This window comes from Chitinibacter tainanensis DSM 15459 (assembly GCF_000429785.1).
In the GTDB taxonomy this organism is placed as follows: domain Bacteria; phylum Pseudomonadota; class Gammaproteobacteria; order Burkholderiales; family Chitinibacteraceae; genus Chitinibacter; species Chitinibacter tainanensis.
On record NZ_AUCN01000020.1, the window covers coordinates 84,425 to 103,278 of the forward strand.

Here is an 18,854-nt window from a genome sequence, read left to right on the forward strand (position 1 = left end):
GATTTAGACCTCCACTCGACTAATGCCGCCTTCTTTGACGACGGTAACGTGCTGATCAACCCATGCGTTCAGATCGTTATGGCTAATCACGATGACTGAGCCGCGCTCGCGTGCTTTCTCTTCCAGCAGAACCATCAAACGCTCAAGACCGGAGGTGTCCAGCGCGTGATCGACCTCATCGGCAATGAAGAGATCGACCGGCTTGGTCGCACGGCTGGCAACCAGGTCTTGCAGCGCCATTGCGCACGCCAGTCGCACCTTCCGCTTCTCGCCGCCCGACAGACCGGCGAAGTTGGCCGCACCCTTCTCATTGGTGACGTGGATTGTGAATTTCTCGCGCAGCTCGCCCTTGCTGGTAGTCGAGAGCGTGCTCCATTGCGCCGTGATGTTGCCGTCAGACAAGCCGCCCAAGTAGTGCGAAGTACGGTCGTTCAGATAGGGCGTAACCGTGTCCAGAATGTGCGCCCGCACGCCAGCCGGCGAATAAACACGCTTCACTTCTTCCGCCACTTCCAACTCGACGGTCGCTTTCTCGATCTCGGCAATCACAATGGCGATTGTCTCTTCGAGCTCCCCGCGTCGCTCTTCGGCAGCAGCCATACGCGGAACAACTGGATTGGCGGCGTGACGCTCTCGGTCGAGCTCGGCTTGCAGTCGCTTGAGCTCAGCTTCTTTGTTAGCCAGGTCATTGATCAACGTGCGCAAGGTCGTGACCCCAGCATTGAGCTTGCCAAGACGCTCCAGCAGCTCGGTCGGCTTCACAACAGCCGCTTTCTCGGCCGCAATGGTCGCCTCTAGCGCTGCGCGCTTCGATTCGTGCGCAGCAATCGCATCAGCCTGTCGCTGCTTGGCTGCATTCAAATCGGTCGTCAGTACGGCCAACTCGTTCTTGATGGTCGTCGCCTCGCCTGCAGTGGCTTTGGTCTTTTCCAGCAGATGCGACTTGAGCGTTTCCAGCTCTTCCGGCGTGTGGGGCTTGCCGCATTCCGTGCAAGGCTTGGCCAACTCCGCTTCCGCATTGTCATAGCGGCTCTTGAGTGACTTAGCCTCACTCACCTTGCGGTCCATATCGGCCTGTTTAATTGCAATCTGCCGATTCAGACGGTCGATTTCCGGCTGGTCTGCCGCGCTCGGATTGATCTTGCGCAGCTCGGCGAGCTCCGTTTCCGCTTTCACCAGTGCGGCGCCCGGGCGGCTCGCATCCTCGATAGCCTTATTGACTCGCTCGATCTCGCCATTGAGTTTGGCCAAGCTCCCATGCGCGTCCTTCGCTTTAAGCGCATCCACTTCGCCGGATAGCTCTTTCTCTCGCTCTTCCAGCCGTTTGATTGTCGCAGCGCTGTTGTCCAGCCACAGCTTGCTTTGCTCTTCCAGTTCGCCCTCTAGCTGCTTGCAGCCGTCGAGCTCGATGCCCAGCTTGGACTGACGCACCTGCAGCGCAGAAAGCGCCTCTTTCCGATCTTGCACGCAGCCGCTCGCGCGCTTGTAGGCTTCTTCCAGACGAGTAATGCCGGCAGCTTCCTCAACCAGCAGTTTGAGCTGCTTGTCCGTCATGCTAGGCAGATCTGGCATCGCTTCCTGTCCGGAGTACACCGCGGACTTGAACACCTCATACGGGCAGCCCAAAACACGCTCGATTTCAGCCTGAGTTTCGCGCTCTGTGCCGCGCGTTAGGTCAAGGATGACTGTTACCCCGTCCGCCTGCACTTGCTCGAAATACAGGGCGTTTTTGTGCTCTTTCGACTTGCGATAGCGGCGCACACGGTAGATCTCACCACCTGGCTCGGAAAAGTGAACAGAGCCGAAGCATTCCTTCTTGGCGCGGTTGTTGATCACATCATCACCGGTCACGCCCTTCGCAGTCGTGCCATACACGACCCATGACAAGCCTTCGAGCAGCGAGGATTTGCCGGCGCCGTTGGAATCGGTCGAGGAATCGTCGCGGTTTTCGCCCTGTACTAGCAGCAGTCCGCGATCAGCTAGCGAGATTTCTGCCTCACCCAGCGTCATGAAGTTTTGCAGGAACAGTTTGCCGAATTTCATTTTGCGGTCTCCACCAGCATGTCAGCTGCAAGACGCTGTACCGCCTCCTGCAGATCAGGTTTCACAGTCTTGGTCACGTAGTCGCCAATGGTCGCTTCAAGCGTGGCGCCAGTTTTGACGGTCGCTCCAGTGCGCGAGACTGCGGCGGACTTCTTGATCGGATGCACGACAACGCCAGCGGCACCGGAATCCATCAGAAAACGCCGGATTTCCTGCACTTCGGCGTCGTTCTCGAACTCGGCTTTCACGCGGACATAGTTGCCATCGACCACCAGTGGGACTTCCTCTTCGGATAGGGATACGTCCAAATCCATGAATGAAGGGGCGTTGCTTGCGCGGTAGGTAACACCGCTATCGGAGACCAGCAGAAAGCCGGCCGATGAGCCTACGTCGCTCCAGCTGTGATGCGTCAGCGCGCCCACCGAGATCACATTCCCCTCGAAGCGTTTGTGATGGTGGTAGTGGCCCGAGAACACGTACCGGAAGCCAAGCTCGGCAAGGAATTCAGGGGTGACGCCGTGATCGGGTAGCCCTTTGATTACGCCGTCGATAGGCGCGTGAATGAACAGATCGCAGTCTGGTGCAGCGTGCTTGTCAGCCAGCTCGATGAGCTTTTCTTTCAGCTCTGCAACCGACTCAAACCAGGGAATCATGACGCACTTATGGTCGCCAAAGTCATAGAAGCCTGACTCGCTGGCGATGATCACGCCAGGCATACGCAGCGCTTCGACTGCAGACCCGAGCCGGATGGCTGTCTTGAACTCCAGATCATGATTGCCAGGCAGGATGACGATTTCCATGCCGTTGCCAGCTGTCTCGTGCTCGACCGCATCACGTACCGGATTAAGTACCGATGGAGCAATCTGGCCGCGAACGTGGAACACATCGCCGGTCACATAGACGCGATTGCCACCAATCTCGCGCAGCTCCGTGCAAAGACGGTGAAATTCTTCGATTTGATTGTGCAGTCGGCTGTTGATGCCATGCTCGTTGACCGACGAGAATGCCGACCAGTTGTGCATGTGCATGTCAGAGCCGATGCCAAATGGCTTGAAACTCACAATTAGCTCTCCTTGTTACGGGTTTCGGTTTGTGCGTAGAAGATATGTCGCCCAATGCGGGCGGTGGGTCTGAATGCGTGGCGCCATTCAGGGCTGACATACGTTGCGTGGTAGAAGCGAGCTCCACCCGTCACGTCCAGCATGTACGGAGCTAATGAAGCAACGAGTTTCGCGGTCATCCAAGCTTCTTTTTCTCGGGGGATTGGGGCGAAGAAGGCATCGCCGGAAGCGTGCTTGATTACCCCTGTCGTCCACGAAAACTGATTGGGGCGCTTCACTTCTTGGCATACAGAAGTGCCGTTGTCGCGCGCCCGATTGAGGGTAACTTGGGCAACTGCCAGCTGGCCTGCAAACGGCTCGCTGCGCGCCTCGTTGTAGACGTTCAGCGCAAGACACATGGCTAAGGTTTTTGCGATGATCATTAGTCAGTCAGTCCTGAGTTAATAACGGAGTCAGTATCACGCTCAATGACAGGGGTGTTACTGACTCCGGAAGGGCTACCAGACGGTTAAGAAATGCCGAAAATCAGGCGTAGCGCGCTGGGCGCAAAGTGCTGCTCATAGAGCCAGCTGAAAACATCCACCATCAGGTAGGTGTAAAAGCCAATCCATAGACCGACCCAAGCCGTACTCGGCAAACGGCCATATTGGCGCTCAAGCTTGCTTTGCAGTTTCATGGATACCTGCCTCCAGAGTGGCGCGCTCAGCTTGGAGATTCCGCTCGATGGCGGCTTCACTGGTAAACCGGTCTGGATAGCGCTGTTTGAGCTTGTTAATTACGGTAGTGCGAATTTGCTCTTCACTCAGGCCGGTGGCATCGTGGAAGATGGCCTTGTACCAATCAATGTCGCCGATCTCTTCGGCCACATTCACCACATCAAGGGACTGCTTGCGCTCAACAACGCCAAGCACTGCATCGGCCAGCTCTCCGGCCTCCGTTGCAATCCCGATCATGGCGTGGAACACACGCGGGTCGATGTTGATCTTCGCTTTGCGCTCAATCTGACCCTCACGATCAATGCCGTGCTCTTCTCCATCGATGACTTTCTCCGCATACATCAGATGGCCCCAGGCATCGTTCAGCTTGATGGCTAAATCGCCCGATTTCACCGGCTTACCGTAGTAGATGTTCTTCTTGATGGCGTCGAGCAGCTCAGCGCCGGCAGAGAACAAGGTTAGTGCGGCAATCAGCAGCTCCTCATTGGTGGCGGGCAAGCCCTCCAGTCGAGATTCGGTACGTACCGCATCGGTAATGAAGCTATTCATGTGAGGCTCCTAAGTTGGTTGAGTAAGAAGTCCCAATCAAGGGAGAAGAAGAGGGCGAGCCCCAGCCCGCCCATAACTTTGAAGAGGGCGCACATTTAGAAACGCGCCTTGATCAGCTTGATCTCGGTAGCAATGCGCTCAAAAGGATGAATGTCATCGGTGGCGCGATCGATCGCCTGCCAGATCTCCACGATGACAACGGCGCCAATCAGCAGGACTGCGCTGGCCCATTCTGTTTTCAGCCAATCATTGAGGAAGGTGAGGTGTAGACCGGTACCGAGTGCCGAGACCAGTACATAGAGGGCGATGGTCGTGGCCAGCGCCGGCAAAATGCTGAACAGAATCAGTACCACTGAGATCAGCAGTAAACGGCCAATTTCGACTAAATGTGATTTCATGGTTCTCTCCTTTGCTAATTCACCACTTACTTACTTAAACGGGCAATAAAAATAGCTGACGCTCGGCGGTACGACGGCGCACCAGTCCAGGCTGACGCTTACCCATTGCAAAAACCCACTTGTTAAACTCCTCCGCGGCCTTGTAGTAGTTACCGGAATTGAGGTGACGGAGCAGGGTGCTATCGCCCAATCCTTCCGCGATGTTGTCCTGATCAATATCCGGACCCACATTGAAGGTGAAGGATACGATGGCGTCGAACTGGTTCTGATTCAGAGGAACGCGAACCAGCTTGAGTACCGCCTTCTCAATTCTCAACAAGTCCTTGTCGAAGATTTCTTCGGCTTGAGCGGCGGTTATCCCTTTCATCATCCACTCGTCGCCAGCTTCAATCTTGTGGCCCCAGCCTATCGTCCAGTATCCGGCCGGACACTTATAAGGCTTTAAGGCCACCTGATCGGATTGCTCAAATTTCTTAATGATCGCTCGGCCGCGCTGACCGGTTCTCATCGCAGTGCTTGCCATTAAATCCTCCTGCTTATCTATAGTCACTGATGACTTACTTTAACAGGGGAATAATATCAGCTATGCGGCTTTTTTGGGACGTTCCGCCTTCTGCTTTGCTCGCTCGATCATGATGTTAGTCGTCACCTGCTCGATCTGGAGCGGACTCGCCTTTGTGAAGGCCTCTTCCGCAAGAACCAGTCCGCGATGGACGTTGAACACGGTGGTTTCGGTGATGGTCACGACGCGCTCCATAGCAACAGTCATATCCATGAGCCGGACTGCTTCATCGTAAGCTTTCTTTAATGCCGGAGGCACTTTTCCTTCCCGAAGCTCAGCCAGGCGCATTCCAATGCAAAGGGTGGCGTAGAGCTGACCAAGCATCGTTGCGTTCCCTGTACCGGTACTCAGGCATTCGAGAGCAATGCGTCCCTTGATGACGCGATTGACGACCTCTGCTCGGGAGAGCGTTCTTAGGTTCTCCATTCGTTTGATGAGTGATAGGGCGTGTTTCATGATTTCACCAATTTAACCTTGAGCCTGGCGCGGCGGAACTCGGAGACCGGCAGCATCCGTTGCAACTGATAGCCGGCGTGTTTTGCTCGACGATAAATCGAGGGGTCAAGCGCCTTTGCGAGCTGAGTGAGGTGCAGTTCATTCTCGGTCTTGTCCCAGACGCCAAGTAGCGTCGCGCCTTTCCGTTCTGCCTTGTAGATGAGGTCCTGATCGAAGCCCCACATGGCGTCGCCGGACCGCAGTGCTTCACTGATCGAGCTCAGACCATTGGTGTAAATGTGCGCGGTTTTCTTGTAGGAAATGAAAGCCAGGTTCTCTCCTATGAGATAGAAGGCTCCTAATTGCTTCCTTCCCTTGCGCACGACTTCAATTTTCTCCACACATACCTCCTGCAAGGGCGCAAATAATATGTCAGCGCTGACTATTAAACAAGCCTCTGTTTGTATTTGCTGACAGAACATATTTTATTGAAGGAAATAAGGTGTGAAACGGTAGAAACTTGATTACAAAAACAAAACGGACATGGCTGGAAAATTTGCGTCGTTTTGTAGACACCACTCGGTAAAAATCACTTGCTCTTGCGAAAGTCCCGTAAATGGCTCAAGATGATACATATACGCTACATAAGCGCCCCCCACTGTTACTTTTACGCCTCTATGCTCGCTCGACACAGGACTACCCATCCGTTCATGCTTATGAGGTGACTAATTATGGCCATCACAACCCTGAAAAAAATACCTCGGCAGTTTATGTACGCCGGTGTGAATCGTTCTTGCGCTTCTGATAGAATGTTCCTCGTCTCCCGAGAGGACTTTGATCGTTTGATCGGGCCAAATCACGAGCGTCTCTCCCAAGATAGAGTTAGGGAGATCGCTACATTCATGGTTCGTAAGATCAATAGTCGCGGCAAAATAAATGGAAGAATCAAAAAAGTCGGTTAGTGAAGAACCAAACTTTGATGCCGACGAGATCGGCCCATTGAAGCCTGAACATGATTGTTCGGGCTTCGTTGTTTCTGCGCCCGCAGACGCGAGCGGCGACGAGCAGATTCGCTTTGCCGATCTGCAAAACTACCTAACCTCCGGTCAGGCACTCGCAGAGCACACTGCAGGCTATACCAAAGTCACCGTCGTCTACAACGGTAAAACGCAAGAAGTTCACGGCTACTATACCTGCAACGTCACTACGCTCAACGTGATGGATAGCCGTAGCACCGTATGCCCCGGCGCAACCGATCACTTCGACGTTCAAGTGCCGACTTACGGAGTGCCGGCGCTCATGCTTAGCAGGCTTGCCGTTCGCTCGGATGTGCAAGGTTTCGGCTATGGTAGTGAGATGATGCAAGACCTCTTCCAGCATTTTGAAGAGGTCGCACAAGTGACGCCATTGACCGGCATTGCTCTGGACTATCTCGACGCCAAAGCCATGAGTTTTTATGGCAAATTCGGCTTCTCGGCATTCAACAACAAGAACACCAAGCACCGCATGTTCCTTTCGAGAGCAGACGTGATCGCGCTGAATGCCACCGTTGTCGATGAAATCGCCGATGCCGAAGAGGCGCTCGACGAAGCGACGGACAAGACTAGCTGACCCGCTTCATGTAGATGGCCGTGGCGTATTTGTTCTGCATCGCCAGGTTGCCGTAGCAGTTCCGCAGGACGCGCCAGATCGCCTTGCCTGGCTCGTCTACTTCCTTGCCGAGCAGGGTGTGATTGTCAGCGCCAAAGTTGTCACACACATCCTGCAGCTCGCCGGCATAGACCGCATCCACCTCGCCATACCCGAAGATCTGACCGGTCTTTGTGCTGACCAGACCAACCCGAGTACCGATCTTCACACGTTCCGCCCAGGCTTTCCCCACTCGAATCGTATTAAAGCGCGCCGTCATACCGGCATCTGACTGGAAGGCAATGACAGGCAGGAAGTCGCTACATTCCGTGATGCGCTGTGCGCTGGAGTACGGAGCAAGCACGGCACGCTCGCACGCCAGCTGATTGCCGCAGTGCGCGCAAAGTGACTTGTCCGCTTGCTTGGAAGTCGTGATGTAGCCGGCAGGAGTGAGCCGGACGTACCGATAGTTGGTGTCCAAAGTCATGAGGTTCGGGTTCCTGTTCTTGTTTTGCTGGAATCCTAGCGCCCCTTGCTTTGGATAGCAAGAAAGATAGATAGATAGAAAGACAGAGCAACAGAAAACCCCGCGCAGGGCGGGGTTCTTGGTTAGGCTTAGAGCATGGCGAAGAGCAGTTCTTCCTGCTTTTCTTCCTCGATGGTCTTGATCGCCTGGTTGAAGGTCAGCATCTTGCCTTGCCAGTTGATGCGCTTCTTGTCGGCACTGATTTCCAGCTTGCCCAGCGACTTGAGGTGTTCCAGCGTGGAGCCGATGGTGTCGAAGTAGGCGAGGCCATTGTCTGCGAACTTCAAATCCCAATCGACGGTCTGGAACGGACGAGTCACCCTGTTTTTCACGGTCTTGGCACTGATCGTCTGCCCAAGGAAAGTCTTGGTCGCTTTATCTACCAGCTTCGTGCGAGAGATCGAGAGCCGTACTGTCGCGTAGAACTCCATCGCTTGACCGCCTGGCGTGGTAGAAGCATCGCCGTAGAGAACACCTGGCTTCAATCTAATTTGATTAAGGTACAGGACGGTCAGCTTGAGCTTAGCCACCGTCTTTTCGATGGATTGCATGGTCTGTGAGATTGCTCGCGCCTGCGCCGTGTAGTCGTTCATCGTGTACTCGGTCAGCTTCTTGTCCATCTTCGACTGCGGCATCATAGCTGCAATTGAATCGAACACCAGTACGATCGGTGGCTCGAAGCCCACAATTGAGCGCATCTTGTCCGCAATCTCGAACGCCTCATCGTGCGAGGACTCCCACGTTTCCGGCTGCAGATAGGTCAGCAGCGGCGAATCTGTGTTTACCCCGAGCGAACGGGCGTGATTGAGGTTGAAGCTGCGCTCATGGTCCATGAACATTGCCAAGCCGTCATTCTGCTGCGCGGCCTTCATGACTGCGGTTGCAATTGTGGTCTTGCCGCATGAGCTCGGGCCAAAGATTTCGACGATCTGGCCTTCTGGAACGCCGCCATTGTGATAGTCGCCGGACATGATGAAGTTCAGCGGCTTGAAGCCGGTGTCCAGATAGCGCCGGATTTCCAGCTGATCTTGGTTTTTTGAGACGCCCTTGAGAGCGCCTTCCAGTGCTTTGAGATCGAGAGGCATGGTGAACTCCTTAGACCGCGCTCAGGCGGGCAAATGGCTGGGTGTACTCAGCCAGCTTGGAAAGAATGGACATGAAGAGGTGGTCTTGGCAGAAGCGCGCAAACTGGTCGTAGTCGTATGCGCCCTGCGTTGTAACGCGCTCGGCAAGCAGCTCGCGCGGGTACTTGCGCAAATCCATCAGCTTGAGGTTGCGGAAGTAGTCGGCGCGGTTATCCATGAGTGCCTGCAGACGCTTGCCAGGCTTCTTGATCTCGCCGGCATCCAGTGCAGACAGCAGCGCATCGACCGAGCCGTATTCAGCAAGCAGCTTCGAGGCGGTACCGGCACCAATGCCTTCGATGCCCTCGATGTTGTCGGAGGTATCGCCGACCAGTGCCTTACCCTGCAGGAACGCGGCGGGTGACTCGTAACCGGTGAAGTCGAGGAAGTTGGTCAGGTTGCAGTGACGGTCACGGATTGGGTCGAACCATTCGACCTGTTCGCCAACCAGCTGCAGCCAGTCCTTGTCGGCACTGACCAACTGAACGTGCATACCGCGCGCAACAGCGCTCTCGGTGAGCAGTCCGGCCAGGTCGTCGGCCTCGCCATGCAGCGGCTTGATCTGGTAGACGCCCAAGTGCTGAACAACCTCTTGGATGCGCGGCAGCTGGAGCTTGAAGTCAGCCTCGTCCTTCTCCTTCTCGGGGGTCGAGTCCTTGTCGCGGTTCGCCTTGTAAAGCGGGTATTCGTCGTAGCGCCATTGCGCACGGCCGTCCCACAGAATCATTGGCTTCGAGTGCGGAAAGCGACTTACCGCCGTCGAGAGCATCTGCAGGAAGTGATAAATTGCCTGCGTCGGAAAGCCCCCGACACTTAATGGCGTACCGGCGTGATGTGATGCGCGGGCAAGGTTATTGCCATCAATAAACATCATGCTTTTCATCATGGGAAAATCCTCTTGAGAGAAAAGTGCCGGCGCTTGGCCGGCACTATGTCACCTATGACTTACTTACTTAACCCAAAGCAGCAAGCAGGGCATCCACATCCTCATCAGAAGGAATGGCAGTTGCAGCTGGAGCTGCGGTAGCCGTTACAGCTGGAGTCGGAGTTGCCGCTGGTGCGGTCTCTACCGCAGCGGGTGCGGGTGGAGTCGCTTCAATCTCTTTCGTACCGCCGTCTTGAAACGCCGCCTCAAGCGCTGCCAGCTCTGCGTCTTGCTCAGCATCGAGCGCATCGTTGTGCGCCAGCAGACCCGCGTTGCTAGTGCCACCCAAGCGAGCAATGCCGCCTGTTGCGCCGCCAGTGATCTGCGACAGCAGCATCATCGATTTGCTGCGGCCTTGATCGTTGGCGCCTTCCAGCTTCACCCATTCGTCGATATTGACGACCTTCTGCATCAACTCAGCCGGCAGGGGTTTGGCAGGTACCGGAATCACCACAGCGCGATACTCGGTATTCTTGCCGGTACCCGACTTCTCGATCTCAATCTCGAAGCCTTTATCCAGAGAGGCCAGGTCGAGCCCGTTCTCAATGTAGGTAATCATGGTCGGCAGAATGTCGTTCTCGAAGAGACCCTTCGGCAGCTCAAACAGCTTCGGACGACGCTCACTTTCCGGTGCGTCCACCTGAATCATGTTCATCAGGACGCGACCACTGGAACGAGCTTCCTCCAGCAGCTTTTTGGTATCTTCATTGCCCGCAGCTGCAAATAGGCCAGCTGCGATTGCCTCGCAGACCTCGCAGTGCTCGCCGTAAGTCTTGGCACGGCACAGATAAGCACCGGTTTGGCCAGCGTGCTTAACGTAGTGCATACCAAAATCGTGGAAGTTCACGTCAGTCGAATCAGGACGCCAAGTAGGCAAGATGCGATACTTGTGTTTGCCATCGGCCAGCTTTGCGGTTTTGTCGCGCTTGCTCGCGTCGGCTTGTTGTTTGCGTTGTTGCAGTTTTTCCAGAAGTGATGCCATTTTCAGATTCTCCGATTTAAAAAGTGCGCTATGCGCAAAGGTTTAAAAGTGTGATTGCTCACGTTTAAATTATAAGTCACCTGTTACTTATTTTGTGCGGGCAAAAACGTATCCCCGTCGATTTCCCGCTGCGCATCTTCCCGCACCTGGGCAGCAGCCATCGCTGCGGAATACGCGCTTGCAGACCCACCCGCGCCACCGGTAAACGCTAGGTTTCTCTGCATTTCCGTGATCTTCTGGCGAGCCAGAACATCCAGAAGGCTTCGTCGTCCTTGGAAGGTAAAGGCAGACGACTTGATCATTTCCGCGGCCGTTTCCGCGTCATTGAAGAGCTTGCGCGCCAAGATGACCTTCGCATCGAGGCTCACTTCTGATTCGATGCGCTTGTCGGTCGGCTTCTCGCCCCGAGCGATGATGCCGGCGCGGATTTCGCGGTAAGCGCGCGCTTCGACCAGTTCGAGGTTGTGCTTTGCGGCTCGGGCGATCTGGTCGCCATCCCTCGCTAATGAGAAGAAGTAAATGGTGTCGGCGGTGTGTGATGTGATCACATCGTTCAGCCGCACCTCGTCAATGACGGCTCGCGCCTCCATTTCCTTGACCTTGCCGATCAGCTCGGTGAGCTTTTCGCGCAGGACGGTTTCGAGTGATTTGGGTTCAGACATGGCTCTTCCTAGTTCACAGCTTCCGCCACACGGCGGAATACTTCATTGAGCGTGGCTTGCTTGCTGTCATCGAACAGCACTTGACCAGGCGAAATGCCGACGATGATCGTGGCGTTGTACTTGGCCGAGAAAATGGCGGTACCAGGCTCGGGCTTGCGCGCATCCGGCAGGAAGTAGCGGGTCGCGGCAGAGCCCAGCGTGACGATCACTGGCGGCGCCAGAATCTCGATCTCCCGCTCGATGTACTGCGAGCAGGCGGCGATCTGTGCGTCGGCAAGGAACTTCTCGTCCTTCGGCTTGGGCGACTTCACCAGCGCAGTCCAATACCCGTTATCGAAGGTCAGATAGTTCACGCCCAGCGCGGTGCGGGTTACATCCTCCATCGAGTCGGTCAGCACCTTGCCATTGCGCTCGTCACGGAAGCTTGGCGCGTCGATCACTGCCATGAACTTCGGCTGCCGACCGATGCGGGGCGACGGATGCACACCGCCCGCCAGTGAGCAGGCGGTGCATTGCTTGGCGTCGCGCAGAGTGATCATCAGCTTTTCCTTCACGAACTTGCCGGCTTCGATGTTGCGATCAGCCTTCACCACGCCGGAGATCAGGCCAGGCAACAGCTCGATCTGATCTTTCAGGCGCTCGTTGTGAAGTGCTGGAAGCTGTGAGGGTTCGATGCCGGCAAAGGCGCCGACACGATCAAGGCAGTCGCGCACTTTGACGTTGACCTTCGACTTGTTCACGCGCGCCTCGAAGTTCTCTTTCGAGGTGAATGGGCCAGCAGGCAACGCCTCGCATACCAGATTGCCCTTCTTGTCGAACTCTTCGACCTTTGCCGAATTGCGCGCCTGCACGATCAGCTCTGCAGTGGTGGTCGAGATACCCTTCACGCGATTGAAGGGCATAACCAGCGTGACTTTGCTGCGCGCCACGTCATAGCCGATCTCGAAGCGGTCAGCGCTGGAGAGGTTCACATCGGGCGGAACCAGCAGCAGACCGGCGTTCTCAGCGTCACGCACCAGACCAGGCAGCTTGTCCTCGTCCAGAACAGACAGACAGGCAGCGTAGAACTCAGCCGGATAGTTCACTTTCAGCCACATGGACTGATAGCTGATCAGCGAGTAGGCAACGGCATGACTTTTGTTAAAACCATAGGCGCCGAAGGCCATAATCTGACTCCAGAGAGCCTCTGCGTCCGCTTTGCTCATGCCGTTTTCGAGTACGCGGCTTGATACGATCTTGGCCATAGTCAGTTACTCCACCAGCCCTCGCGTTCGAGCGTCTCTTTGGCAATCTTGAGTGCTTCGGTGCGGGTCATTGTTGGATTCTCGCGCTGCAGCTGATTAGCCAATCGGGCTTCTTCCTGAATGACAGCTTCGCTGCGGCGGTTCAGTTTGTTGGTAAAGGTGTCCGTGTTCATCGTGCGTTTCCTTTGTTTTCCTGATTCTCACTTGGAATACTCGGGTCGCTGCGGGGCGTTAGTATGCGCTGACTTACTTTCAAGAGCAAGACCAAACGCCCGCAGGGCGTCCAGTTACAGGGCGAGCTCAACCCCGCGCGCAATCGCTTCCTCGACAGTCAGCAGTTCATCGCTATCCACCGCCTTGTACCGCGTTGCACGATGGACTGTGAGCGTCCTGCCGTCATCGAGCGTGACTTCAATCTGACCGAGTTCAGCGCCGGAAATGAATGACGCGCCAATCTTGGCCATCTTGTCCATATCCTTCTTACCTATGGCCTTGCGGAGCCCGTCTGCGCCCGCCATCGTGAAGCCGCACAGATCTCGGGCGACCTGCATGACTTCCTCTTGGTACACGATGACGCCATAGGTATCCTTGAGCGCGTCCTCGCAGAGCGGGTGCGGATAGCTGACCGGCTCCAACCCTTGCTTGCGGGCGACAAACTGATCGAGCAGACCGGAATCCAGCGGGCCAGGACGATAAAGCGCCGTCGCTGCCGCAATATCCTCGAAGGTCAGCGCCTCGTAGCTCGCCAGATCTTTGAGCAGCTTCATCATGCCGCCCGACTCGAACTGGAACACGCCGATGGTCTTGCCTTGCCCGAAGCCCTCCAGCGTGATCGTGTCATCGAGGGGCAGATCGAGCAGATCGGGCGTTTTGCCGTGCCGCTCCTTGATGTAGTCCAGAACCAGCGAAGTCAGATCGAGCGTGGTCAGCCCGAGAATATCCATCTTCACCAAGCCCATGTCCTCGACGGTGCGCTTGTCCCAATTCGTTGTCGGTTGGCCAGAGCGCATTTCCACGACCGCGCGCTCGTTGATCGGTACGCCGGCAATCACAATGCCTGCAGCGTGACGACCCAGCGACCGGTTGTGATCTTCCAGCGCCAGGGAATGCTGCCAGAGCTCCGGATAGCGCTCGGAATAGGTCTTAATTGCCCCGACTTGCTCAGCGGCTTCTGCCATCGGGGCGACCATGCCATGCTCTTTCGGGTAGAGCTTCGTGCATTCCAGATCGCCATTTGGTACCTCGAACACGCGACCCACATCACGGATTGCAGAGGCGCCGGCCAGCGTCGTGAAGTTGGAGATGCCCGCCACGTAATCAGCACCGAATTTCTCGGTAATGTGGTTGATGACGAGCTCGCGGCGAGTGGCCTGAAAATCCAAGTCCGCGTCAGGCAAGTCCAGACGTTCTGGATTGATGAAGCGCTCGAAAATCAGACCGTGCCGGATAGGGTCAACATCCGTGATACCGAGCAGGAAAGCGACCAGAGAACCACCCACGGAACCCCGACCTGGCCCGACAGCGACGCCGTTTTGTTTCGCCCAGCGGGTGATGTAGCGCGCCAGCAGGAAGTAGCCGCAGAAGCCCAGCTTGGACAGCACGCCAAGCTCGTATTTGAGCCGCTCCATGTAATGCGGGAGATCTGCCTTGCTCGGCTTGTAGCCGAAGGAGGAGCCCTCAACCAGACGCTCGACAAAGGCGCGCTTACATAGCTCAACCAGCGCCAACTCTTCCTTCTCGACGAGTTTGGGTAATGACACTGGCCATTTTGACCAGGTGTAATCACACATACTCTCGACAACCGCCATGTTCCTGATTGCACCCTTGAGCCGCTCCATATCAAGCGCCTCATCGAACAGCTTGAGATAGGTCTCGCCAAAGGCTTTGCATTCCGCGGCGAACTCCGCAGGACTGAGGATGCTCAGGTTGCCGGAGATCTGCGAAGGCGCAATCCGCCAGCCATCCTTCATCTTGTTGTTGCTGCACACAGCCGCGTACACATCGAGGGAGTTACTTTGTGACGGGTCTGCTAGCAGCGCAGGGCGCGTCGCTACGACCGGTATACCCGTTGCGTGGGCATATCCGAGCACATCGCGGCCAATGCGCGCAAACAGCGGATTATTGACGACAGGAAGCTCAATAAAGAGCGCGTGGGGCTGCGCAGCCCGCAGTTTGTCCAGACGCTCATAAGCTGTCGCTTGATCGACTTTGTAGAGCGCGCCCAGCAGATCACCAGTCATCACGACCAGACCATCCGGTGCAGACGCGATATGCTCCAGCACCTCGTCGAAACTGAGGCGCGGGAAGTAGTAGAAGTGGCTTTCCGAGTTAGCGAGGCTCAGCAGCTTGAAGATCGCCTTGAGCCCGCTTTCGTTACGTACCAACAACCGCAAAGTGAATGAGCGCGGACGCTTCACCTCTGCAGATTTCTCGGTCGGGTCACACAGCACGACCTCAACTGTCACGCCGATGATTGGCTTGATGCCGGCGTCCTTCGCTGCAGTCATCAGCGCCGGCATTCCTGAGACGGTCATCTTGTCCGTAATGGCAATGGCCGTCAGTCCCTTCTCGACCGCCTGCGCCACCGCTTTCTTTACTGATAGCAGTGAGCCGCCAATCGTGAAGTCACTACGCACACCAAGAGCAACTTTCATCGCAGATAAATCCCATTTTTTTGTTTGATACCGAAGAAACGCAGCAAGGCACAGGCAATACTTGCACTCGATTTCGCCGAGTTTTCTGTCATGCCCTGCTGAATGAGTGCCTGATTGAGTTCGGCCTGGCGGAAGCCGCCATTGCCGATCAGTAATGCGCAGGCGATACGCATAAATTTCGGACCTTCACCCTCAAAAGGGTTTTTTGACTGTGACAAGTCACCTATTACGTCAATACCGCGTCGCAGGATGGCTCGAGCTTCACGCTGAGCCTTGACCGGTAATGAGCTAATCAAGCGCTCTTCCTCAATGGTGAGCTTGTAGTCAAAACGAAGCGGCATCTGTCCGGCCGCACGAATTTCCGGCACATGCACCGCGCCCAGCTCTCCAGATGACTCAGGCCGCATTGGCGCAAAACCCTCTCTGCGATGCGACTTGTTGGCTCGATCAATCAACGCTTGGACAGGCGCACCTTCGAGCACAATCTTGCTACCCACCTCTAATGCAATGCCGGCGCATTCAGCCCGCAGAGCGCAGCTTTGACAGCGAGCACCCTGCGGGTCATAGGTGACAATCGAACCAAAACAACCTGGCTTCATTATTACTAGCTCACCTATGACTTACTTACTCACCGAAATAGCGCTGAGCAACAGCAGTTGCAACCTCAGAATCAACGCCACCCAAGCGGTTGATGTACGTCTGACGCGCAGCAAGCATGAATGAACCGCGCTTTTTGCCAATGTCGGCAAGCTCTTGAACTACCCGCGTTGAGATTGGGGCGCCAATTTTGCCCTTCGTGTATGAGTCACGAATATCGTTGGCGAAATCCACGATCTTGGTTGCATCTTCTTTGGTTACGCCGATGCGTGACACCACCAGCGCAACTTCGGCCTGCTTCTCCATATACGGCACATTTTCGACGATAGCAAAGCGCTCCATACTGGCTGCGTTCTGAATCTTCGTGCCGGCATACAGACCAGACTCATCGCCAGAGCCGTTGGTGTTGCCAGTAGCAACAAAGCGGAAATTTGGATGAGGGCGAACAACACGCCAACCGGAAGTCTCAGGCGCTTCCTTGATGATCAGAGGTTTGCCCTCGAGCACTGCCTGGTACGTGGCGATAATGTCGGACTGCGCAAAGTCATACTCGTCGGCGCAGTAAACCCAACCGTGCTTCATCGCCAACGGCAAGAGGCCTGGCTCAAAGTAGGTTCCGCTTTCGTTAGCGAGCAGCTGACCGACAATCGCAGCAGACTCGGTATCGCCAGCGTGCTGCACGCGAATGTAGGGGCGATTGGTGCGAGCGCAGACTTGCTCGTATAGGGATGACTTGCCGACGCCCGAGTGGCCCCACAAGTAAATGCGCTTGTTGTTTTCCAGCGCGAAGAGCACCGTTTTCAGCAGGTCAATTGAGTACACGTAGTCGTGGTCAATGAAAGGGATGTGCTCTTCATATTCGGCCTGGCGAGCCTGCACAGTCACCTTGATAGGTTCGCCCCGTCCATTCATTGCGGCCTTTACACGCCCCAACTCAAACAACTCATGCAGATTCGCGGTAGTCTCCCGACCAAATGGCAAGACTTTCGCTGAGCTCTTTTCGACCGCTGCACCTGCCATTTCAACGCTGAGTGGCGCTGCAGCGGGTTTTGATGATTCGGTCGAGGCCGCAGCTGGAGCAGCACGACGAGCAAGCGCTTCTTTTGCCATTTCGGACAGCGTTGGCGCGTCCGGATAGGCAGAGGTATACGCTGCTTCTGCCGCGACAGTATCGCCACCGACGATCTTGTGAGCATCCATTGCAGTTTGATCGCCAGCTTTTGCAATTTCGCGCAGGTGCAAACGGATAGAGTGAACTTCTGCGCCGCATACGCGGCAGGTGATTTTGTCAGACATAGCGGTTCCTTGTGCGTGATTGATAGTAAGTCATAACTGACTTTTGCGAATGATAAGAGATTGGAGCAGGGAAAGTCGAGGGGTCGATCGCTAACCCCTCGAAGCATTTAGTCTTTCAGTAGCAGCTGGGACAGCTCGCTCACGACGCGCTCGGGCAGCTCTTCCAGCTTGTTCACAACCACGCTTCGGTTGTAGAACCGCTGCACGGCATTACTCATGATGCCGATGCCGATCACTTCCACGAATTTTTCGATTTCCTGCACCTTAGATGCCAGATGCGCATTCGCCACCGCATACTTGCAAGAAGGGATATGAAATGCTGGCGCCCCGTCAGACAGCACGATCAAGATGTGTCGGGTCGCTTTTTGCCGCACCAAACGTCGCGCGCCAATCATGACCGATTCCCCATCGATGTTATTGAGCAGCGGAATGTCATGACTGGCCGCCGCGATCATGTTGATCTTGTGCTCACGGTTGAAGCGCTCATCAAAGGTCTTGAAGATTGGCATGTTGATCGGCTCAATCCGGTCGAAGTAATCTTTATTTGGCTCCGCATCCCAGCCTTCAACCAACTCTTTAGGCAGTTCGCTCGTTGTAAAGCCGATAACCTCATTCGGAATCCGAAGGCGATCAAGCGTCTCAGCCAATGCCCACGCGGCCTGCATTGCCAGCAAGACTTTGGAGCCACTCATTGAGCCCGACATATCAACCATGAGCTGCACAGCCACAGAGCGCGCTGTAGCCTGCACCTTCTCGCGGAATACCCGCGTATCACCGGTTTTCAGACGATGGAGTGCTGCGCCATGAATGCGCCCTTTCTTCTGTCCTCCATACCAAAACACCTGATCGCGCGCCGACACTGCCCGTTCAAGACGCTTTTGCATTTGACCGGCCATGTGCCTGATCTGCTCTTCCATGCCATGAATTTCATTTTCGGCCGACTCTGCCGCACGACTACTGATGCGGACGGGCTCAATGCGGTCATACTCCGTACTAAACACCTGGTACGGCGAATCTTTGATTTCATCTAGCGCCATCGAGCCGATCAGATTAGCCATTGACTCGTCGAACTCGGGAATTTCCTCTTTGCTCATGTCCAGATCGCGGGGCAGACCGACCTTTGAAGAACGATCTTCCTCTTCTTCGGTCTCTGTCGGTGTCGGCACAGTCGCGTTTTCATCTTCGGACTCTTCTGGCGCCTCGCTCGGTTCTGGAGCCGGTTCTTCTGAGCCTGTGAAATCGCCCTCTCCTGATTCTGGCGCGGACTCGTTTGGCTCAGGCTCTTCTGGCGATTCGGGCTCAAGATCTCCCTCCGATGATTCTGGCTCCTCCGGATGCGGTTCTTCGCTCTCAGGTTCCGGTTCCGCCTCTGGTTCAACCTCAGACTCCGGTTCGGAAGGCTGTTCTTCGGACTCGGGTTCGGACTCGGGTTCGGACTCGGGTTCGGACTC

The 18,854-nt window shown here is 55.6% G+C and carries 21 protein-coding genes; 1 reads left to right on the forward strand and 20 read right to left on the reverse strand.

The window, feature by feature from the left end:
- Nucleotides 1–3: 3 nt before the first annotated feature.
- From G482_RS0109010 to G482_RS0109055, 9 genes are all read right to left on the reverse strand, one after another.
- Nucleotides 4–2,043 (reverse strand): AAA family ATPase, encoded by a 2,040-nt coding sequence (locus G482_RS0109010; protein WP_028449764.1) that lies wholly within the window; start codon nt 2,041–2,043, stop codon nt 4–6.
- The gene (locus G482_RS17965; protein WP_051258875.1) at nt 2,040–3,104 is read right to left on the reverse strand and encodes a metallophosphoesterase; all 1,065 of its coding nucleotides are present in this window, start codon (nt 3,102–3,104) and stop codon (nt 2,040–2,042) included. The genes G482_RS0109010 and G482_RS17965 overlap by 4 nt, the downstream gene beginning before the upstream one ends.
- Nucleotides 3,105–3,106: 2 nt before the next feature.
- Nucleotides 3,107–3,526 (reverse strand): cell wall hydrolase, encoded by a 420-nt coding sequence (locus G482_RS0109020; RefSeq protein ID WP_028449765.1) that lies wholly within the window; start codon nt 3,524–3,526, stop codon nt 3,107–3,109.
- Between the two features lie 86 nt (nt 3,527–3,612).
- Entirely contained in the window at nt 3,613–3,780 is a 168-nt protein-coding gene (locus tag G482_RS20310) for a hypothetical protein (RefSeq protein WP_156905380.1), read from the reverse strand.
- Nucleotides 3,758–4,369: a MazG nucleotide pyrophosphohydrolase domain-containing protein gene (locus tag G482_RS19575; protein WP_051258877.1), complete on the reverse strand. Its 612-nt coding sequence runs from the start codon at nt 4,367–4,369 to the stop codon at nt 3,758–3,760. Before G482_RS19575 ends, G482_RS20310 begins: the two co-directional genes overlap by 23 nt.
- A gap of 95 nt (nt 4,370–4,464) precedes the next feature.
- Nucleotides 4,465–4,767 carry a hypothetical protein gene (locus G482_RS0109040; RefSeq protein WP_028449766.1) on the reverse strand — a complete coding sequence of 101 codons (303 nt, stop codon included), beginning with the start codon at nt 4,765–4,767 and terminating at the stop codon, nt 4,465–4,467.
- A gap of 34 nt (nt 4,768–4,801) precedes the next feature.
- Nucleotides 4,802–5,290, reverse strand: coding sequence for a lysozyme (locus G482_RS0109045; protein WP_028449767.1), 489 nt, complete (start codon nt 5,288–5,290; stop codon nt 4,802–4,804).
- 60 nt (nt 5,291–5,350) lie between these two features.
- Complete coding sequence (locus tag G482_RS0109050; protein ID WP_028449768.1) at nt 5,351–5,785, reverse strand: hypothetical protein; 435 nt, start codon at nt 5,783–5,785, stop codon at nt 5,351–5,353.
- Nucleotides 5,782–6,165: a hypothetical protein gene (locus tag G482_RS0109055; protein ID WP_156905381.1), complete on the reverse strand. Its 384-nt coding sequence runs from the start codon at nt 6,163–6,165 to the stop codon at nt 5,782–5,784. Before G482_RS0109055 ends, G482_RS0109050 begins: the two co-directional genes overlap by 4 nt.
- A gap of 535 nt (nt 6,166–6,700) precedes the next feature.
- Between G482_RS0109055 and G482_RS0109060 the strand changes: the two genes are divergently transcribed.
- On the forward strand, nt 6,701–7,375 hold the full coding sequence (locus G482_RS0109060) for a GNAT family N-acetyltransferase (protein ID WP_028449770.1): 675 nt from the start codon (nt 6,701–6,703) through the stop codon (nt 7,373–7,375).
- Here the strand turns inward: G482_RS0109060 and G482_RS0109065 are convergent.
- From G482_RS0109065 to G482_RS17980, 11 genes are all read right to left on the reverse strand, one after another.
- Entirely contained in the window at nt 7,368–7,880 is a 513-nt protein-coding gene (locus G482_RS0109065) for a hypothetical protein (protein WP_028449771.1), read from the reverse strand. The genes G482_RS0109060 and G482_RS0109065 overlap by 8 nt on opposite strands.
- 128 nt (nt 7,881–8,008) lie before the next feature.
- The gene (locus G482_RS0109070; protein WP_028449772.1) at nt 8,009–9,004 is read right to left on the reverse strand and encodes a P-loop NTPase family protein; all 996 of its coding nucleotides are present in this window, start codon (nt 9,002–9,004) and stop codon (nt 8,009–8,011) included.
- Nucleotides 9,005–9,014: 10 nt separating this feature from the next.
- Nucleotides 9,015–9,929, reverse strand: coding sequence for a 5'-3' exonuclease (locus G482_RS17975; protein WP_051258878.1), 915 nt, complete (start codon nt 9,927–9,929; stop codon nt 9,015–9,017).
- Nucleotides 9,930–9,996: 67 nt separating this feature from the next.
- A complete protein-coding gene (locus tag G482_RS0109080) occupies nt 9,997–10,950 on the reverse strand; it encodes a T4-gp32 family ssDNA-binding protein (RefSeq protein ID WP_028449773.1) in 954 nt (317 codons plus the stop codon).
- An 83-nt stretch (nt 10,951–11,033) separates the two neighbouring features.
- Complete coding sequence (locus G482_RS0109085) at nt 11,034–11,612, reverse strand: hypothetical protein (RefSeq protein WP_028449774.1); 579 nt, start codon at nt 11,610–11,612, stop codon at nt 11,034–11,036.
- A gap of 8 nt (nt 11,613–11,620) precedes the next feature.
- Nucleotides 11,621–12,856 carry a uracil-DNA glycosylase family protein gene (locus tag G482_RS0109090; protein ID WP_034619342.1) on the reverse strand — a complete coding sequence of 412 codons (1,236 nt, stop codon included), beginning with the start codon at nt 12,854–12,856 and terminating at the stop codon, nt 11,621–11,623.
- Between the two features lie 2 nt (nt 12,857–12,858).
- Nucleotides 12,859–13,029, reverse strand: coding sequence for a hypothetical protein (locus G482_RS20315; RefSeq protein WP_156905382.1), 171 nt, complete (start codon nt 13,027–13,029; stop codon nt 12,859–12,861).
- Nucleotides 13,030–13,143: 114 nt separating this feature from the next.
- Entirely contained in the window at nt 13,144–15,510 is a 2,367-nt protein-coding gene (gene dnaE / locus G482_RS0109100) for a DNA polymerase III subunit alpha (protein WP_028449776.1), read from the reverse strand.
- The gene (locus G482_RS0109105; protein ID WP_028449777.1) at nt 15,507–16,109 is read right to left on the reverse strand and encodes a hypothetical protein; all 603 of its coding nucleotides are present in this window, start codon (nt 16,107–16,109) and stop codon (nt 15,507–15,509) included. Before G482_RS0109105 ends, dnaE begins: the two co-directional genes overlap by 4 nt.
- Before the next feature lie 25 nt (nt 16,110–16,134).
- Nucleotides 16,135–17,403 carry an AAA family ATPase gene (locus G482_RS0109110; RefSeq protein WP_034619344.1) on the reverse strand — a complete coding sequence of 423 codons (1,269 nt, stop codon included), beginning with the start codon at nt 17,401–17,403 and terminating at the stop codon, nt 16,135–16,137.
- A 107-nt stretch (nt 17,404–17,510) separates the two neighbouring features.
- Nucleotides 17,511–18,854 (reverse strand): cobaltochelatase CobT-related protein (locus tag G482_RS17980; RefSeq protein ID WP_028449779.1); only part of this gene is annotated, 1,344 nt, incomplete at its 5' end.

What these genes read in the sequence shown, in the direction of transcription:
- G482_RS0109010 (WP_028449764.1), bottom strand. Translation starts at nt 2,043, where the DNA reads ATGAAATTCGGCAAACTGTTCCTGCAAAACTTCATGACGCTGGGTGAG.
- G482_RS0109020 (WP_028449765.1), bottom strand. Translation starts at nt 3,526, where the DNA reads ATGATCATCGCAAAAACCTTAGCCATGTGTCTTGCGCTGAACGTCTAC.
- G482_RS20310 (WP_156905380.1), bottom strand. Translation starts at nt 3,780, where the DNA reads ATGAAACTGCAAAGCAAGCTTGAGCGCCAATATGGCCGTTTGCCGAGT.
- G482_RS19575 (WP_051258877.1), bottom strand. Translation starts at nt 4,369, where the DNA reads ATGAATAGCTTCATTACCGATGCGGTACGTACCGAATCTCGACTGGAG.
- G482_RS0109040 (WP_028449766.1), bottom strand. Translation starts at nt 4,767, where the DNA reads ATGAAATCACATTTAGTCGAAATTGGCCGTTTACTGCTGATCTCAGTG.
- G482_RS0109045 (WP_028449767.1), bottom strand. Translation starts at nt 5,290, where the DNA reads ATGGCAAGCACTGCGATGAGAACCGGTCAGCGCGGCCGAGCGATCATT.
- G482_RS0109050 (WP_028449768.1), bottom strand. Translation starts at nt 5,785, where the DNA reads ATGAAACACGCCCTATCACTCATCAAACGAATGGAGAACCTAAGAACG.
- G482_RS0109060 (WP_028449770.1), top strand. Translation starts at nt 6,701, where the DNA reads ATGGAAGAATCAAAAAAGTCGGTTAGTGAAGAACCAAACTTTGATGCC.
- G482_RS0109065 (WP_028449771.1), bottom strand. Translation starts at nt 7,880, where the DNA reads ATGACTTTGGACACCAACTATCGGTACGTCCGGCTCACTCCTGCCGGC.
- G482_RS0109070 (WP_028449772.1), bottom strand. Translation starts at nt 9,004, where the DNA reads ATGCCTCTCGATCTCAAAGCACTGGAAGGCGCTCTCAAGGGCGTCTCA.
- G482_RS17975 (WP_051258878.1), bottom strand. Translation starts at nt 9,929, where the DNA reads ATGATGAAAAGCATGATGTTTATTGATGGCAATAACCTTGCCCGCGCA.
- G482_RS0109080 (WP_028449773.1), bottom strand. Translation starts at nt 10,950, where the DNA reads ATGGCATCACTTCTGGAAAAACTGCAACAACGCAAACAACAAGCCGAC.
- G482_RS0109085 (WP_028449774.1), bottom strand. Translation starts at nt 11,612, where the DNA reads ATGTCTGAACCCAAATCACTCGAAACCGTCCTGCGCGAAAAGCTCACC.
- G482_RS0109090 (WP_034619342.1), bottom strand. Translation starts at nt 12,856, where the DNA reads ATGGCCAAGATCGTATCAAGCCGCGTACTCGAAAACGGCATGAGCAAA.
- G482_RS20315 (WP_156905382.1), bottom strand. Translation starts at nt 13,029, where the DNA reads ATGAACACGGACACCTTTACCAACAAACTGAACCGCCGCAGCGAAGCT.
- dnaE (WP_028449776.1), bottom strand. Translation starts at nt 15,510, where the DNA reads ATGAAAGTTGCTCTTGGTGTGCGTAGTGACTTCACGATTGGCGGCTCA.
- G482_RS0109105 (WP_028449777.1), bottom strand. Translation starts at nt 16,109, where the DNA reads ATGAAGCCAGGTTGTTTTGGTTCGATTGTCACCTATGACCCGCAGGGT.
- G482_RS0109110 (WP_034619344.1), bottom strand. Translation starts at nt 17,403, where the DNA reads ATGTCTGACAAAATCACCTGCCGCGTATGCGGCGCAGAAGTTCACTCT.